The organism is Pseudomonas sp. JY-Q, assembly GCF_001655295.1.
Taxonomy (GTDB): Bacteria; Pseudomonadota; Gammaproteobacteria; order Pseudomonadales; family Pseudomonadaceae; genus Aquipseudomonas; species Aquipseudomonas alloputida.
On sequence record NZ_CP011525.1, the window covers coordinates 2,698,005 to 2,715,453 of the forward strand.

12 protein-coding genes are annotated in these 17,449 nt (G+C 63.9%); 6 read left to right on the forward strand and 6 right to left on the reverse strand.

Annotated features, from left to right (window positions below; translation table 11 throughout):
• Complete coding sequence (locus AA098_RS12245; RefSeq protein ID WP_004577135.1) at positions 1–1,014, forward strand: ATP-binding protein; 1,014 nt, start codon at positions 1–3, stop codon at positions 1,012–1,014.
• Between the two features lie 77 nt (positions 1,015–1,091).
• Positions 1,092–1,682, forward strand: coding sequence for a VWA domain-containing protein (locus tag AA098_RS12250; RefSeq protein ID WP_054889711.1), 591 nt, complete (start codon positions 1,092–1,094; stop codon positions 1,680–1,682).
• Positions 1,683–1,788: 106 nt separating this feature from the next.
• Here AA098_RS12250 and AA098_RS12255 read toward each other — a convergent pair whose 3' ends face one another.
• Positions 1,789–2,055 (reverse strand): hypothetical protein, encoded by a 267-nt coding sequence (locus AA098_RS12255; protein WP_003247923.1) that lies wholly within the window; start codon positions 2,053–2,055, stop codon positions 1,789–1,791.
• 341 nt (positions 2,056–2,396) lie between these two features.
• Between AA098_RS12255 and AA098_RS12260 the strand changes: the two genes are divergently transcribed.
• On the forward strand, positions 2,397–3,722 hold the full coding sequence (locus AA098_RS12260; RefSeq protein WP_003247925.1) for a sigma-54 dependent transcriptional regulator: 1,326 nt from the start codon (positions 2,397–2,399) through the stop codon (positions 3,720–3,722).
• Between the two features lie 458 nt (positions 3,723–4,180).
• Here AA098_RS12260 and AA098_RS12265 read toward each other — a convergent pair whose 3' ends face one another.
• Both AA098_RS12265 and AA098_RS12270 read right to left on the reverse strand, forming a co-directional pair.
• On the reverse strand, positions 4,181–6,181 hold the full coding sequence (locus AA098_RS12265; protein WP_064614273.1) for a U32 family peptidase: 2,001 nt from the start codon (positions 6,179–6,181) through the stop codon (positions 4,181–4,183).
• 214 nt (positions 6,182–6,395) lie between these two features.
• A complete protein-coding gene (locus AA098_RS12270) occupies positions 6,396–6,776 on the reverse strand; it encodes a RidA family protein (protein WP_004577524.1) in 381 nt (126 codons plus the stop codon).
• 136 nt (positions 6,777–6,912) lie between these two features.
• Between AA098_RS12270 and AA098_RS12275 the strand changes: the two genes are divergently transcribed.
• Positions 6,913–7,605 carry a tRNA (adenine(22)-N(1))-methyltransferase TrmK gene (locus AA098_RS12275; RefSeq protein WP_054888976.1) on the forward strand — a complete coding sequence of 231 codons (693 nt, stop codon included), beginning with the start codon at positions 6,913–6,915 and terminating at the stop codon, positions 7,603–7,605.
• Position 7,606: 1 nt separating this feature from the next.
• On the opposite strand, the gene AA098_RS12280 is transcribed toward AA098_RS12275, so the two are convergent.
• Positions 7,607–7,867 (reverse strand): DUF2790 domain-containing protein, encoded by a 261-nt coding sequence (locus AA098_RS12280; protein ID WP_003247932.1) that lies wholly within the window; start codon positions 7,865–7,867, stop codon positions 7,607–7,609.
• Positions 7,868–7,990: 123 nt separating this feature from the next.
• Here AA098_RS12280 and AA098_RS12285 point away from each other — a divergent pair, with 123 nt between their 5' ends.
• Entirely contained in the window at positions 7,991–8,923 is a 933-nt protein-coding gene (locus tag AA098_RS12285) for a LysR family transcriptional regulator (protein ID WP_003247933.1), read from the forward strand.
• 101 nt (positions 8,924–9,024) lie between these two features.
• On the opposite strand, the gene AA098_RS12290 is transcribed toward AA098_RS12285, so the two are convergent.
• The gene (locus AA098_RS12290) at positions 9,025–10,176 is read right to left on the reverse strand and encodes an acyl-CoA dehydrogenase family protein (RefSeq protein ID WP_003247935.1); all 1,152 of its coding nucleotides are present in this window, start codon (positions 10,174–10,176) and stop codon (positions 9,025–9,027) included.
• A gap of 16 nt (positions 10,177–10,192) precedes the next feature.
• Positions 10,193–11,266, reverse strand: a complete 1,074-nt coding sequence (locus tag AA098_RS12295) for an enoyl-CoA hydratase/isomerase family protein (RefSeq protein WP_012052142.1) — start codon at positions 11,264–11,266, stop codon at positions 10,193–10,195.
• A 328-nt stretch (positions 11,267–11,594) separates the two neighbouring features.
• Here AA098_RS12295 and mnxG point away from each other — a divergent pair, with 328 nt between their 5' ends.
• A complete protein-coding gene (gene mnxG / locus AA098_RS12300) occupies positions 11,595–17,438 on the forward strand; it encodes a manganese-oxidizing multicopper oxidase MnxG (RefSeq protein WP_003247939.1) in 5,844 nt (1,947 codons plus the stop codon).
• Positions 17,439–17,449 lie beyond the last annotated feature (11 nt).

Here is a 17,449-nt window from a genome sequence, read left to right on the forward strand (position 1 = left end):
ATGAGTGAACCCGTACAATTTCCGCTGGCGGCCGTGGTCGGTGCAGACGACCTCAAGCTGGCGCTGTGCCTGACCGCCATCGACCCCAGGATCGGTGGTGTGCTGATCGAAGGGCCGCGTGGCATGGCCAAGAGCACCCTGGCCCGTGGCCTGGCCGACCTGCTTGGCGAAGGCCCGTTCGTCACCTTGCCATTGGGCGCCAGTGAAGAGCGGTTGGTCGGCACCCTCGACCTGGATGCCGCGCTGGGGCAGGGCAAGGCGCAGTTTTCCCCGGGCGTGCTGGCCCAGGCCGACGGCGGTGTGCTGTATGTCGATGAAGTCAACCTGCTGCCCGACACCTTGGTCGATCTGTTGCTTGACGTGGCTGCCAGCGGCACAAACCGTATCGAACGTGACGGTATCTCGCATCGGCACAGCGCCCGCTTCGTACTGATCGGCACCATGAACCCGGAAGAGGGCGAACTGCGCCCGCAGTTGCTCGACCGTTTCGGCTTGAACGTGGCGCTGGAGGGCTTGCCGGAGCCCGAGGCCCGGCAGCAGATCATTCGCCGCCGTCTGGCCTTCGACAGTGACCCTCAGGCGTTCTGCGCACACTGGGCCCAGGCCCAGGCGCAACTGCGCGAGCGCTGCCACGCGGCGCGCCAGGCCTTGGCCGACATTGCCCTGGATGACCAGGCGCTTGCCTGGATTACCGAGCGCTGCTACGCCGCCGGCGTGGACGGCCTGCGCGCCGACCTGGTGTGGCTGCGCGCTGCGCGCGCCCACTGTGCCTGGCGTGGGGCTGCAGCTATCGAAGAAGTGGATGTCGAGGCGGTGGCCGAATTCGCCCTGCGCCATCGCCGCCGTATGACGCCCCAGGCCAGCCCGCCGTCGGCGCCACAGCCGCCTGACCAGCAGCCCGGCGCCGGCAACCCGGGCGAACAGGGTGGGCAGGGCGACTGGGGGGCATTACCGGCACAGCCGGTAGCCAGCGGCGCCCGCCGCGAGGTGCCGAACTGGGCAAAAAAGCCCTGAGCATCCCCCAGCCACCAGCCAACGGGGCGGATGCCAGAACGGGCATAGGCAAGCAGAACGGTACCCGCCGTGGCCTCGTGCGAAATGCGGCGGCCGGCCGGGTAGCCTGGCTGCCGACCTTGCTCAAAGGGCGGCCACGCCAGCGACAGGACCTGTGCTGGCAGCAGCGCCAAGGCAGGCCGGCAGAATTGTGGCTGGTGATCGTCGATGCCTCGGCTTCAACCCGGCGCCATCAGGCGCTGGTACAGACCAAAGGGCTGCTGGCGGCATTGTTCGACCAAGCCTATCGACAACGCGCCCGCCTGGCCCTGCTGACTGCCAGCGGGCGCACACCACAGTGGCAGCGCCACGGGCTGAAGGCATCCGCTGCCTTGCAACCCTGGCTGCAGGCCTTGGGAGCAGGTGGGGGCACGCCGCTGATCGCCGCACTGGAACAGGCGCGGCACTGGCTACAGGCGCGGCAGCGAGCCCATCCGCAAGAGGCCTTGCGTTGCCTGGTGTTCACCGACGGTCGCCTGCAGCACAGCAATACCGTGCAGCCGATGCCATGCGCCACGTTGTTGGTCGATATGGAACTGGCGCCCGTGCGCCTGGGACGCGCGCAGCGTCTGGCAGAACAATTGCAGGCTGATTACCAGCACTTGCAACAATTCAAGGTGGTGGATTGAACTGGCAGGTTGCGACACGTTGTCGCAATTGGGAAAGTTGCCACAACAGCAACAGAGAAGTTGTACAAGTGCGTGACCATGCACGCACTTGTTGTGCTGGCCAATATTACTTCGGCATCGACCACGGTTGCAGGTCGTAGCCCTTTTCACACAATTCGGCGCGCACTTCTTCGATCAGGCTGGCCCACTGGGCCGGGTCGGAGTAGATGCGCGACGACACTTGCTTGGCGCCGATGCGGGTGCTGGTCCGGTCGATCACTGCCAGGCTCAGTTCACCAGTACCGTTGGGTGCATCCCAGGCTACGCACTGGAAAGGTTCGAAGGCGTGGTCGGCAATCAGCAGTGCTTCGTTGACACGGAGCGGGGCATTCATGGTTCGGTCTCTCTATGGTCCCAAACATCGAAGTGAAGTCCGCGTTGCTTCAAAGTCGCCTCATTGATCGCGAAGTGCAGCGCGGGGTTATGTCTACTGATGCTCGTTGTTCGTGGGTAAGTCACACATTGGCTGTAAATTTTTCTTCAGGGTCGACGCTGTTCTTGCCTGCGCCGCCATGTGATGTCGATAAAGTGCGAAAATTCCCGTGGCGGTTTGTAAAAAAATGATTCGGCAGACAGACGGTACTGGGAACCGTCAACTTCGTTGCTACTGTTAAACGGGCGCCACAACTTGCTGTTTTACTTCAAAAAACCAAAAACTGGCGCCAAGGATCGGTCATGCAGCAGCCTGCCGCTCAACGCCGTTTGCTTATCGTCGACCCCTGCGACGATTGCCACCGCTTGTTACCTGGCCTGCGCAACGCAGGCTGGGATGTGGACAGCTGTATGCTCGGGGCTGCGCTGGACCACACGTGCGATGTCGGGCTATTGCGCTTGCAGGCTTCGCACCTGAGGCACCCGGACGCGGTCAAGGACATGATCAAGCGCAGCAACACCGAATGGATTGCCGTGCTCAGCGCCGATCAGTTGCGCATGCCGGCGTTCGGTGATTTTGTGTGTGAGTGGTTTTTCGACTTCCATACCCTGCCGTTCGACGTCTCCCGCGTGCAGGTAACCCTGGGCCGGGCCTTCGGCATGGCGCGCTTGCGCGGCAAGGGGGCCATCAAGGTCGATGAGGCAACCCATGAGTTGCTCGGCGAAAGCCGGCCTATCCGCGAGTTGCGCAAGTTGCTGGGTAAACTGGCACCCACCGAATCGCCTGTGCTGATCCGCGGGGAGAGCGGCACCGGCAAAGAGCTGGTGGCGCGCACCTTGCACCGTCAGTCGCAACGCAGCGAGCAGCCGTTCATCGCGATCAACTGCGGGGCGATCCCCGAGCACTTGATCCAGTCCGAACTGTTCGGCCATGAGAAGGGCGCCTTTACCGGTGCCCACCAGCGCAAGACCGGGCGTATCGAAGCGGCCGATGGCGGCACATTGTTTCTTGATGAAATCGGCGACCTGCCGTTGGAATTGCAGGCCAACTTGCTGCGTTTTTTGCAAGAGAAGCACATTGAGCGCGTGGGTGGCAGCCAGCCCATACCGGTGGATGTACGGGTGCTGGCGGCCACCCATGTGGACCTTGAGCGGGCCATCGAGCAAGGGCGTTTCCGCGAAGACCTGTATTACCGCCTGAACGTCTTGCAGGTGGTGACCGCGCCGTTGCGCGACCGGCATGGTGACCTGTCGATGCTGGCCAACCATTTTGCCCATTTCTACAGTGTGGAGACCGGGCGTCGGCCACGGTCGTTCAGCGACCATGCCCTGGCGGCGATGGGGCGGCATGACTGGCCGGGCAATGTGCGCGAACTGGCCAACCGCGTGCGCCGCGGGTTGGTGCTGGCCGAAGGGCGGCAGATCGAGGCGCAGGACTTGGGGTTGCAACTGCTCGACCCGGAACAACAGCCGCTGGGCACGCTGGAAGAATACAAGCAGCGCGCCGAGCGCCAGGCGCTGTGCGATGTGCTCAACCGGCACAGCGACAACCTGAGCGTGGCGGCCAAGGTGCTGGGCATTTCACGGCCGACGTTCTATCGGTTGTTGCACAAGCACCAGATACGCTGAGCGCTGCTGAGGTACGCTTGCGCTGTTCTTTGAAGCCGCTCTTACACAAGCCCGCGTAGGAGCGGGTTCACCCGCGAAAGGGCCGGGCCTGCTGGCCAATGTCCACCCGCCGTTCACCGTTGTCGCGGCTACCGTATTCGCGGGTAAACCCGCTCCTACAGGGGAAGCACAAGCCTGCGTAGGAGCGGGTTCACCCGCGAAAGGGCCGGGCCTGCTGGCCAATGTCCACCGGCCGTTCACTGTTGTCGCCGCTACCGTATTCGCGGGTGAACCCGCTCCTACAGGGGAAGCACAAGCCTATGTAGGAGCGGGTTCACCCGCGAAAGGGCCGGGCCTGCTGGCCAATGTCCACCCACCGTTCACCGTTGTCGCGGCTACCGTATTCGCGGGTAAACCCGCTCCTACACCGGGGGTGGACACGCATCGGTTTAGCCGCGAAGAGGCCCTGCCCGGCGAACTCAGTGCGGTCCGCGCGGGATGGTCTTGAGCAAGTCTTCGGGGCTGATATGCCCCACCACCTGGGCCACCGCGCTGCCCGGGGTCGGCAGGTCGATGATGTGGCTCTTCATCTTGCCGATCACATGCATCTCGCACGGCTTGCAGTCGAACTTCAGGGTCAGCACTTCGTCACCCTGAATCAGCTGCATCGGTGCCACCTTGGTACGCACGCCGGTCACGCCCTTGGCCTGCTTGGGGCACAGGTTGAAGGAGAAGCGCAGGCAGTGCTTGGTGATCATCACCGGCACTTCGCCGTGTTCTTCATGCGCTTCATAGGCCGCATCGATCAGTTGCACGCCGTGGCGGTGGTAGAAGTCGCGGGCCTTCTGGTTGTATACGTTGGCCAGGAACGACAGGTGCGACTCGGGGTACACCGGCGGTGGCGTGGTCTCGGCCTTGCGCCCGCCACGCGGATGCGCCTGCACGCGTGCTGCAGTCAGTGCCTCGATGGCTTCGCGGCGCAGGGCCTTGAGCTGCGAGTTGGGAATGAAGTACGCCTGCGGGGCATCCAGTTCGATGCGGTCGGCGTGGTACAGGGTGGTGCCCAGTTGGCCGAGCAGGTCGTGCAACTGCTCCAGTGCCTGCTGAGGCTTGTTGGCTACGCCGAATGGGCCGTCCAGGGCCACCTGCACGCTCACGCCTTCTTCACTGCTGAGGGTAAGCATCAAGCGCTGCTCGCGCAGGACAGCGTGCCACTCCACGCCGACCCGGCGTTCGGAGGAGGTGCGTTGCAGGGCCTGTTGCCAGTTGTGGTCGAGGTTGCGCGACAGCGGGTGGTTGGGCCGCAGCTTGTGCAGTCCTTCGGGCATTTCGTTGGGCTCGACGCGATAGCGGTAGCGCTTCTGGCCGTCTTCTTCGAATTCGCCACGCGGTTCGGCGATGTTGGCGCGGAAGCCCACCACTTCGCGCTTGACCAGCACATTGAGGCCGTCGCCGTTGGTCAGCGGTACGTCGGTGACCACTTGCATGTCACGCTTGCCGACCTTTTCGACTACGCCCACCGGCAGGCCGGTGAAGGTTGGCGAGTCGAAGGCGCCGATATCGACCTTGCGGTCGGTCACGAAGTAGTCGGTGCTGCCGCGGTGGAAGGTTTTATCCGGGTCGGGCAGGAAGAAGTGTTCGGTACGGCCGCTGGACGCGCGGGCGTACTGAGGGCGGTCTTCAAGGATGGCATCGAGCTCTTTGCGGTAATGGGCGGTGATGTTCTTCACATAGCCCATGTCCTTGTAGCGGCCCTCGATCTTGAACGAGCGCACGCCGGCATCGACCAGGTCAGCCAGGTTGGCGGTCTGGTTGTTGTCCTTCATCGACAGCAGGTGTTTCTCGAACGCAACCACGCGGCCCTGGTCATCTTTCAGCGTGTAGGGCAGGCGGCAGGCTTGCGAGCAATCACCACGGTTGGCGCTGCGGCCGGTCTGCGCATGGGAAATGTTGCATTGGCCAGAGAATGCCACGCACAGCGCGCCGTGGATGAAGAACTCGATGGCGGCATCGGTTTCGGCGGCGATGGCGCGGATTTGCTGCAGGTTCAGCTCCCGCGCCAGTACCAGTTGCGAGAAGCCAGCCTGGTCGAGGAACTTGGCCCGTTCCAGGGTGCGGATGTCGGTCTGGGTGCTGGCATGCAGCTCGATCGGCGGGATGTCCAGCTCCATCACCCCAAGGTCCTGCACGATCAGCGCGTCAACGCCGGCATCGTACAGCTGGTGAATCAGCTTGCGCGCCGGTTCCAGCTCGTTGTCGTGCAGGATGGTGTTGATGGTGGTGAACACGCGTGCATGGTAGCGATGGGCGAACTCGACCAGCTCGGCGATATCGCTGACTTCGTTGCAGGCGTTATGGCGCGCGCCGAAGCTCGGGCCGCCGATATAGATGGCGTCAGCGCCGTGCAGGATCGCTTCACGGGCGATGGCCATGTCACGGGCAGGGCTGAGCAGTTCCAGGTGATTCTTTGGAAGGGACATGTCGTTATATTTTCGGGCTGTCACGGTTTAGGCGGGCATTGTAGCGGTGAAACGGGCTGGCGGCATCATTGGGGTGCCGAGAGGTGCGGGATTGGCTGCGAGTACGCGCAACTGTGGGAGCGGCCTTGCGTCGCGAAAGGGCCGCAGAGCGGCCCCGGCGATCTTGCAGTCAGTCAACGATGTTGGGGGCGCTGCGCACCCCAACAAGCGCAGCTCAGCGCTTGGCAGCCATCGCCGTCACTTCCACACGCATGCCTTCAAAGGCCAGTGAAGCCACACCCACCGCCGCACGCACCGGCCAGGGCTTGCTGAAGAAGCGCTGGTACACCTCGTTGAACGCTGCGCGGTCGGCCATGTCGGTCAGGTAGATGGTCAGGTGCAGCACGCGGTCCATACCGCTGCCGGCCTTTTCCAGGGCCACTTTCAGCGCCTGCAGGGTGCATTCGCTCTGCTCGACGATGCCGCCCAGTTCCAGGCTGCCGTCGGCGTGGGTCGGGATTTGCGTGGTGACCAGCACGCCGTTGTACTCGGCAACGTCCGAGGAAATCGACTCGGCGTCCGGGTCCGGGGTGTAGATGATGTCTGCATGTGCCATGGTGTGTCTGCCTTGCAACGGAAGGAAAACGGCAAGCCTACGCGAGCGCACCTGCCCGGTCGAGGGTGCCTCGGCGTTTGAAATGCGCGGCGTTCGCCGTCAGAATCGCAGGCGATTGCAAAACCAGGGGTTTACGTTGAACGAACAGACTTTGTCCAGGCGCCTGGAGCGTGTGGCCGCCCATGTGCCACAGGGCGCGCGCCTGGCCGACATTGGCTCGGACCACGGCTACCTGCCGGTGGCCTTGATGCTGCGTGGCGTGCTCGAGGCCGCGGTAGCGGGTGAAGTGGCACAGACGCCGTTCGCCTCGGCCCAGCGCAATGTGCGCAGAAACGGCCTGCAAACGCAGGTAACCGTACGCCTGGCCGATGGGCTGGCAGCGGTCGAACCGCAAGACCGTATCTCGGTGGTGAGCATCTGCGGGATGGGCGGCGACACCATGTGCGAGATACTCGAAGCCGGCAAGCAGCGCCTTGGCGGCGTCACGCGCCTGGTACTGCAGCCCAATGGCGGTGAGCGCGAACTGCGCCAGTGGCTGGCGGGCAATGGTTACCAGATCGTCAGCGAAGAGCTGCTACGGGAAAACCGCTTCGATTACGAGATCATCGTCGCCGAGCCGGGCAGGGGGGTGTATAGCGCTGAACAGCTGTACTTCGGCCCCGTGTTGATGCAGGAGAAAAGCGAGGCGTTTGTGGTCAAGTGGCGGCGCATGCTGCGGCAGAAGCAGCAGACCCTGGCCAATTTCCAGCGGGCCCGCGGTGCGGTGCCTCAGGCGAAGATCGACGATTTCAATCAGCAGGTGGGCTGGATCACCCAGGTGCTGGCCTGACTCACTGCTGCGAGCAGTTGCCCATTTCCCGGTAGTCGATTTCGCGCTTCTGGCCCTGATGGTCGACGTACACCATGTGTGCGGTGCCTACCTGGCAGTCGGCTGCGTTGCTGGCCGGTGTGATGGAGATGACCTTGGCCACGTCCAGCGGCATGCCGTATTCATATTGGCTGCTGACTGGCTGGTTGTTGCCGGCATCGGCAAAAGCACCGAACGAGGCGAAGGCAGCGGCAATGGCAAGGACAGCGATCGAGCGTTTCATGACAGGCTCCTTTTTAATGGATGGCTAATGATCTATTCATTGGTCATCCACAATAAATGGGCTAAACCGTGATAGATTCCTGCCTGTAACGCAAGAATAAGACAAAGAAAGGAGCACACCTTCATGGACATGCTGCATGCCATGCGTACCTTCACCCGTGTGGTGGAATGTGGCAGCTTCGCTGCAGCTGCCAATGCTCTGGATATTTCTGCAGCGCAGGTTTCGCGCATCGTTGCCGAGCTGGAGAACCAGCTGCAGACCCGCCTGCTGCACCGCACCACCCGGCGCTTGCGCATGAGCGAGGCGGGTGAGCGGTTTCTGGAGCGTGCACGGCAGATCATGCTGCTGACCGAAGAAGCCGTGGGCGAAGCGCGAGGGGCGCACCTCACGCCTCGCGGCCATCTGCGTTTGCACTGCCCGCACGGCATGGGGCTGTTGCTGATGCCGCTGGTGGCCGGCTACAACACGCTATACCCGGAAGTGGTGATCGAGCTGACGCTGTCGCAGCGCAACCCCGACCCGCTGGCAGAAGGGCATGACGTGGTGATCACCGTGGACGGTGCGCTGCCGGATTCGCAGCTGATCGCTGTGCCGCTGGGCAACATTTTCAGCATCCCCTGCGCGGCCCCCGGTTACCTGGATACCCACGGTGTACCGGAGCGCCCCGAAGACTTGCACGGCCATCGCTGCCTGCGCATGGCTTACCCGATGTACGAAGGCGACTGGGTGTTCCCGCAAGGGGTTGACCAGTGCGTGATTGCGCCGAATGACAGTTTTTCCACCAACGTTGCCGACGCCATGCTGGTGGCCAGCGAGCTGGGCATGGGCATTGGCCTGCTGCCGTTCTACACCGCCAGCGAGGCGATCGAGCAGGGGCGCTTGCGCCGGTTGTTGGCACCGTATCGGTTGAGGGAGAGTGCGCTGTATGCGATGTATCCGTCACGCCACTACCTGGACGCCAAGGTGCGCACCTGGATCGACTACCTCAAGGAGCAGTTGCCGGCGCTGTTCGAGGGGCATGCCAGGGTGGTGGATGACGCGCGGTATTGGCGCTGAGGCGAGAGGGTCCTGTGGGAGCGGGCGCGCCCGCGAACACCGGCAAAGCCGGTGCCAGCCACAGCGTCGCCCGCGCCCCCAAGAACCGCGTTGCCTTTGCGTTACAGCGGATAGTTTTTCAATTCCCGTGCAATCAGCATGCGCTGGATCTCGCTCGACCCTTCATAGATCTGGGTAATCCGCGCATCCCGGTAGTAGCGCTCCACCGGGTAATCTTCCAGATAGCCGTACCCACCATGCACCTGGATGGCCATCGAGCACACCCGCTCGGCCATCTCCGAAGCGAACAGCTTGGCCTGTGACGCTTCCGACAGGCACGGCTTGCCGGCGCTGCGCAGGCGGGCGGCGTGCAGGATCAGCAAACGTGCGGCGTTCACCTGCACCTGCATGTCGGCCAGCAGGTTGGCAATGCTCTGGTGTTCGTTGATCGGCTTGCCAAACTGTATGCGGTCACGCGAGTAGACCAGCGCCGCTTCGAATGCGGCGCGGGCGATGCCCAAGGCCTGGGCGGCAATGCCGATACGGCCGCCTTCGAGGTTGGACAGGGCAATGGCCAGGCCCTTGCCACGCTCACCGAGGATATTGGCGGCAGGAATGCGGCAGTTGTCGAAGGTCACTGCGCAGGTATCGGAGGCGCGAATGCCCATCTTGTGCTCACTGCGATCAACCTTGAACCCAGGGTTGTCGGTGGGCACCAGGAACGCCGACAGGCCTTTCTTGCCCAGCTCCGGGTCGGTCACTGCGAAGACGATCGCCAGGCCGGCACGGCGGGCATTGCTGACGAACTGCTTGGCACCGTTGATGACCCACTGGCCATCCACCAGCTCGGCGCGGGTGCGCAGGTTGTGCGCCTCGGAGCCGGCCTGTGGCTCGGTCAGGCAGAAGCAGCCAATCACCTCGCCGCTGGCCAGGCGTGGCAGCCACTGCTGTTGCTGGTCGGCGGTGCCGTAGGCCAGCAGCGGGCCGCAACCTACCGAGTTGTGGATGCTCATCATCGCCCCGGTGGCGCCGCAGCCGGCGGCGATCTCTTCCACGGCCAGGGCATAGGCGACATAGTCGGTGTAGCTGCCGCCGAAGTCCTCGGGCACCACCATGCCCAACAGGCCCAGTTCGCCCATCTTGCGCACCACGCCATCATCGATCCAGCCGGCCTTTTCCCAAGCCTGGGCATGGGGTGCGATTTCGCCACGGGCAAAGTCCCGGGCCATGTCGCGGATCATGATCTGTTCTTCGCTCAGTTCGAGGTCTTGCATCTGTGTACTCCCGGGCTCACAAGCCTTCGAAGAATTGTTCGACCCGCTGGCCTTGCAGCGCGGCCAGGGTCGGCGGGTTCCAGCGGGGCTGCTTGTCCTTGTCGATGATCAGGGCACGCACGCCTTCGATGATGTCGCCGTGCTGGAACCACTGGCGGTCCAGGTGCAGTTCCATGGCAAAGCAGTCGTCAATGCCCAGCTCGCGCCCCCGGCGCAGCATCTCCAGCGTAACCGCCATGGCCAGAGGCGAGCGGGTTTCCAGCTGATCGGCGGTGGCCACCGCCCAGGCGTGGCTGTCGCCGAGGCTCACCGCACGCAGTTGCTCGACGATGGCTGGCAGGTCGGGCAGGGCGAAGAAGTGGTCGATGGCCGGGCGCAGCTTTTCCAGTGGCGCATCATCCAGTGTCTGGGTGCCGAGCCTGGCCAGCAGGTTTTGCAGGTCCTTGAGCGGGTGGTCGCTGAAGTCGAGCTGGTCGAGGCCCCGGTCGAGGGCAGCGAGCTGATCGCTGGCCAGGTACCAGTCGGCCAGGCCGCAATACAAGGCGTCGGCCGCCTGGATCTGGGCACCGCTGACACCCAGGTAGATGCCCAGCTCGCCGGGGATGCGCGAGAGGAAGTAGCTGCCGCCCACGTCCGGGAAGTAGCCGATGCCGACCTCGGGCATGCCCAGCCGGCTGCGCTCGGTGACCACGCGCAGGTCGCAGCCCTGGGCCAGGCCCATGCCGCCCCCGAGGGTGAAGCCGTCCATCACCACCAGTATTGGCTTGCGGTAGCGGTGGATGACCAGGTCGAGGGCGTACTCTTCGACGAAAAAGGTTTCATGCAGCGTGTCGCCGGCCTTGAAGCTGTCGTACAGCGAGCGGATATCGCCACCGGCACAGAACCCCTTGGGGCCTTCGCCGCGCAGGACCACGGCGCGTACCTGCGGGTTGTCGGCCCACTGGTCCAGGTGCTGACGCAGGCTGCGCACCATGTCCAGGGTCAGGGCATTGAGACCGGCTGGGCGGTTCAGGGTCAGGTGGCCGATCTGGTTGCGGACCTCGGCCAATACATGGTCGGTTGCTGCCGGGGTATGAGCGTGTGCAGTCATTGCGTTCTCCCTGCTTTGTTATTGATTTTCCAAGTGAAGTCTGGAGTTCGCTGGAGGATCGCAGGATCCTGGCATGCGAATTTGCCTTGCACAATCGACAATTGTGCAAGGGTACCGTGCGTTTTTACCTTGTGTGAGGCCAGCGCGCGCCTGTGGAGCAGCCTTTGCCCCCACGGGATTTCGTCCCCCGATTCGGGGGAACCTGCTGGGGGATCCTCCCCAATCCGTTGCGGTTGATCGTACAAGTTATTGATTAATATTGGATTTTTCTTCTGGCACACACCTTGCTCCAGCTCCCGGCAGAGATCCTGTGTCCCGGAGGTGCAGCATGTCGACGCCACTCAAAGGCCCCATCCTGTCATCACTTGTACTGGCCTTGCTTGGCTGGGAAGCAACCAGCGAGGCGGCTGTGCAGTGCCAGCGCACCCTGGTCGCCAACGTGGTGGCACTGGACCAGCCACTGATGTTCAACCGCCTTGGCGCGCAAAACGCCAACGGCATGATGTTTGCCCTTCGTGAGGACGTGGTGGACGACAAGCAGGTCCCCCTCAGCAAGGGCGGGGCCGCGGTACCGGGCAAGGTCACCCTGCGCCCGGACAAGCGCCCGCGGCCTATCGTGCTGCGCGTGGCGGCCGGTGACTGCCTGACGGTCAACCTGACCAACCTGCTGGATTACAAGGCGAACCCCAACAAGCACGGTATCGAGGCTGAAGAGCCCGAGGGTGAGGCAGAGGGGCCGGAGGTTGAAAACGAAGGCGGCGAAGGCTTTGTCGCCGACGAACAGGTGGCCGAGCGCATGGTCGGCTTCCAGGTCAACGGGATGCAGGCGGTGAACAGCATTGCCGATATTTCCGCCTATACCGGGCGTAACGGCAACTTCTTCGTCAGCCCCGGCAGCACCCGCAGCTACACCCTGTATGCCGAGCGCGAAGGGGCCTTCGCCGCCACCAGCAAAGCCGCTACGTTCGGCGGCGAGGGCACGGCGGGCAACGTCTCCAACGGCTTGTTCGGCCAGGTGGTGGTCGTGCCCAAACTGGGCCGTACCTACCGCAACACCCTCACTGAAGAAGAAATGCGCCTGGCCACCACGGGGCGAACCGCCACCGGCCAGCCCGTGATCGACTACGAAGCCCGTTATCCGCAGGTCGAACCGTGGATCGCCGAAGGCAAGGCCGGCAAACCGATCATTGCCATGGTCAACGGCAACGAGATCATCAGCAGCGAAACCGATGCCATCGTCATGGGGCCCAACCCTGACGGTAGCTTCCCCAGTTCCACTTACCCGCTGGAAAGCGTGGGCAAACGCAACCCGGCGCTGCCCAACCGACTGGAAGCATTCCGTGATTTCGCCTCGCAGTTCGCCGACGAGGTTGCCGGTACCCAGGCCTTCCCTGGCTACTGGGCCGACCCGGTGATGGGCCACGTGCTGGAGCCGGCGCGCGATTCGTTCATGATCAATTACGGCTCTGGTGGGATGGGTGCCGAAGTGGTGGCCAACCGCTTGGGGGTGGGGCCGATGCACGACTGCCTGTCGTGTGCCTATGAGGAGTTCTTCCTCAGCGCCCACACGGTCGGCGATATAGGCACCCTGGTGGATGTACCGGCCAACGTCGGCCTGGAACACATCCGCCCGGGCGAGGTGCCGCCGGCCAGCGCCGTCGGGGTCAAGGCCAGCATGGCCCTCTACCCCTCAGAGCCTGCCAACGTGCACCACAGCTATATCGGTGACTTCACCAAGTTCCGCAACACCCACAACGGGCACGAGCAGCACATCTTCCACTTGCACGGCCATCAGTGGTTGTTCAACCCCAATGACGACAACTCCGACTACATCGATGCCCAAGGCATCGGCGCCGGCGTCGGCTACACCTACGAAATCGCCAACGGTGGTTCGGGCAACCGCAACCGCGTTGCCGGCGATGCCATTTATCACTGTCACTTCTACCCGCACTTCGCCCAGGGCATGTGGGCCATGTGGCGGGTACATGACGTGTTCGAGGAAGGCACGCGGCTGGAGGTGAGCGGGCAGGGCGAGAATGGCTTCCACAGTACCCCGTTCGCCCTGCGTAGCGGTAAGCCGGCCGCTGGCGCCCGGGCCCTGCCCGATGGCGAGATCGTTGCCGGTACGCCGATTCCGGCCATCGTGCCGTTACCTGGCAAGGCCATGGCGCCCATGCCCGGCAAAGTCGTGGTCGTGCCCAAGCTCTCCGAAGCGTTGGTTGCTGCCAACGATGATGACCACGAAGACGAGGATGATGACGACCACGCCAGCGAGGCGCCCGTGCGCAAGGCCGTGGGCTCGCTGGCGCTGGTCGACCGCACCGAGGCCAACCGCAACGCCGACGGCACGCTGAAAAACCCAGGCTACCCGTTCTGGATCGGCGGCATGGAAAGCAGCGTGGGCAACCGCCCGCCAACCCCGCCCCTGGACATGCTCGACCCGGCCCTGGCCCGGCAACTGAAAGACAGTGGTAAAGCCCTGTGGGCCAACCTGGATGCGAACCAGGTCGATGGCTGGGACGGCGGCCTTGGCCGCCATGCACTGGACGGTGTGTCCGCCGGTGGCGTGGCGGAGACCACCACCACCAAACTGGACTTCACCAAGGTCGTGCACAAGGCCAAGCCCATTTACCTGCCGGAAGAGGGCACCGATGTCGAGCAGGCCGCCATGCAGTTCCACGCCATGGCTGAACACCCCAGCTATGCCTTGATCCCCGGCAGCCAGCCGGTGGCCAAGGCGTTCCGCACCAACGGCGCGTTGCCGACTGCAGGTGCGCCGTACTACGAGCCGTGCATGGATGACCGTGGAAAACGCCTGACCCAGTCTTCCGGGGTTGGGGAGTTCAACAGTGGAGAGAGCCTGACGGGCGTGAACTTCCGTGGCGCCTCGGCCTTCACCGCCGACCGCCCCCGCATCTACAAAGGGGCCAACATCCAGTTCGACGCGGTGTACAACAAAGTGGGCTACCACTTCCCGCAGGCACGCATCATTGCCCTGTGGGAAGACGCCTGGCCGGTCATTACCAAGCAGCGCCCGCCAGAGCCGCTGGTGATGCGCATGAACACCTTCGACTGCGCGATGTACCAGCACACCAACCTGATCCCGAACATCTATGAGATGGACGATTACCAGGTGCGCACCCCGACCGACGTGATCGGCCAGCACATCCACCTGCCCAAGTGGGACCTGACCGCTGCCGACGGCTCGGCCAACGGCTGGAACTACGAAGACGGCATACTTTCGCCCGGTAGCGTGGTCGAGCGCGTAGAGGCCATTCGTAATTACAATGGCTGCACTGAAGGGGATAGCCGCGAAGGCACCGCAGCCTGCCCGAAAGCCAGGCAGCACCCGTACTTCGGCCGCTTTGGTCGCGCCGACTGGCTGGGCGCACGTACCGCGATGCAGCGCTGGTTCGCAGACCCGCTGGTGAACGTGCATAACGTCGACCGCGGCCTGGGTACCATCTTCACCCATGACCACCTTGGCCCATCGACTCACCAGCAACTGGGCCTGTATGCCACCGTGCTGGCCGAACCGGCCGGCTCCACCTGGTACCACGCCGAAACCGGCGAGCAGCTGTACAACCCGGCCACGCGCCAGGACGGCGGCCCGACCTCGTGGCAGGCGGTGATCCAGACCGGCGACCACGATGGCGACGGCAAGAACGACAGCTACCGCGAGTTCTTCCTGGAGTACAGTGACTTCCAGCATGCCTATGAAGCCGGGGTGTACGTAGGCGCAGGGCCGGACGGCATTCCCAATGCCCAGTCGTACCCGGCCACAGCCGACAGCTTCCGCTACGCCATCAACCCGCCCGTGCGCGGCAAGGCGTCGAACCTGCTCGAAGCCATCGTCGAGAAACGCGGCGGTCTCAACCCGGGCTGCCCAAGCCGGCCATGCCCGCAGGCGATCTCGGTGGATGACCCGGGGATGTTCGTCGTCAACTACCGCAACGAGCCGCTGGCCCTGCGCGTGTATGACCCGAACAAGGTCGGCCCGGACGGCAAGCGTGGCATGCAGGCCGACGGCCTGGCCGGCGACCTCAGCTATGCCCTGCAAACCCGTACCGACCGCGCCATCCCGGCGATGAACCTGTCGCCATCGGCGATTACCTCGGCAGTCGGCCCTACCGGCGGCACTACGCTGTTCCCGCCGCATGTCAACACGGCTGGCGCCGAGCCGGGCGACCCGTTCACCCCGTTGCTGCGCACCTATTCCGGCGACAACGTGCGCCTGCGCATGCACGCCGGTGGCCATGAAGAGGAGCACAACGTCACCCTGCACGGCGTGAAATGGCTGCAGAACGGTTCTGGCTTCGGCAACAGCTCCAACTCGGGCTGGAAGTCGTCGCAAATGATCGGCATCTCCGAGCAGTTGGGCTTCATGGCGCCGGTGTCGATGATCTCCAGTTCGGCAGCCACCAACGGCGACTACCTGTACTCGCTGGACGCGGCCTTGGAGGGCTATTGGAACGGTATCTGGGGCATCATGCGCAACTACACCGCGCAGCGTGCCGACCTGTTCCCGCTGCCCAACAACCCGCAGCCGGTGGCCATGCGCAACACCGTGAACTTCAACGGCATCTGCCCGAAAACCACGGCCAACCCGAACGGCATCGGTACCCGCACCACGGTCAAGCGCAGCTACGAGATCGTAGCAGCGCTGGCCAACGACATCCTCGAAAACCGTAACGGCGTCAGCATCAATGACCCGGCGGGCGTCGGCCAGCATGTCGGTGGCGCGCTCAAGGCCAACGGCGGCACCCTGGTGTTCAACAGCCGTAGAACCGCCATCCCGCTGGTGAGCGGGGTAGACCCCGAAGATGGGGAGCCTTTCACCATCGGTGGCCACAGTGCGCCGCTGCATGACCCGACCGCGATCCTGTACGTGCGCAAGGCTGACCTCGATGCCACCACCGGCAAGCTCAAGGCGGGTGTCCCGGTAGAGCCGCTGGTACTGCGCGCCAATGCCGGCGACTGCATCAGCATCACCCTGGAGAACCGCTTGCCACTGGTGATGCCAGACCTGCCGAGCACTGCAGTGATGCACAACGTGGTCAAGCGTGACCGCTTCGACAGCGAAGGCTCCACCGCCTTTGCCAACAACCTGATGCGGCCGTCCAGCCACGTGGGCCTGCATGCGCAACTGCTGGCCTACGACATCACCAAGTCAGACGGTGCCAACGTTGGCCTGAACCCGGTGCAGACCGTGCCACCACGTGCCGGCACCAGCGGCGCTTACCCGACCAAGGAGTACCAGTACTACGCCGGCCACCTGGAGCGTGAAGGCAAACCGGTGTCGCAGCTGGGCCGCACAGTGGACAACATAAACACCACGCCTATCGAGTTCGGCGGCCTCAACCTGACCCCGTCAGACTTCATCAAGCAGCCGCAAAAAGGTCTGGTGGGCGCCATGAGCATCCTGCCGCAAACCGCCACCTGGACCGAGGATACTGCTACCCGTACCCAGGCCACGGTGAAGGTCAGCGGCCAGCCGGACTACCGCGACTTCGTCACGGTGTGGCAGCGCGCGCTGAACATGCGCTGGGCCGATGGTCGTCCGGTAGAAGGCATCAATACCGAAGGCAACGGTGCTGCCGGTGACCCGCAAGACAACGGCAACATGGCGGTCAACTACAAGACCGAACCGTTGTGGCTGCGCTTCGGCATGGCGCCCGACTCGCCATTCGGCCGCGCCAATGGCCTGGGCTTTGGTGATGTACCCAACGCCCACATGGCCTACGCCAACGCCCTGGTCGGTGGCGACCCGCAAACCCCGGTGCTGTACGCCAAGCCTGGCCAACCGGTACGCAACCATATCGTGATGCCCAGTGGTGGCAGCCGCGGCATGGTCTACCAGCTGGACGGGCACGTATGGCCACTGCACAACTACCAGGCCGAGAAGAGCGATGCGGACGGTTACCCGATTGGCCTGCCTGGTATCGGTTCGGTGCGCTTTGGCTACAACCCGATGGCCATGTACATCGGCGCGCAGGAAAGCGTGCTGCCAGCGGCGCACTTCAGCTTCATGTTGCCGAGTGCCGGCGGTGCCAACGCGGTGACGGGTGACTACCTGTTCCGCGACTACGCCGCCTACGGCAACCTCTCGGGGCTGTGGGGGATCTTGCGGGTGACCAACGAAGCGCCGCCGGCAACGGCCCCGGCGCAGTGACGGAAGGGGAA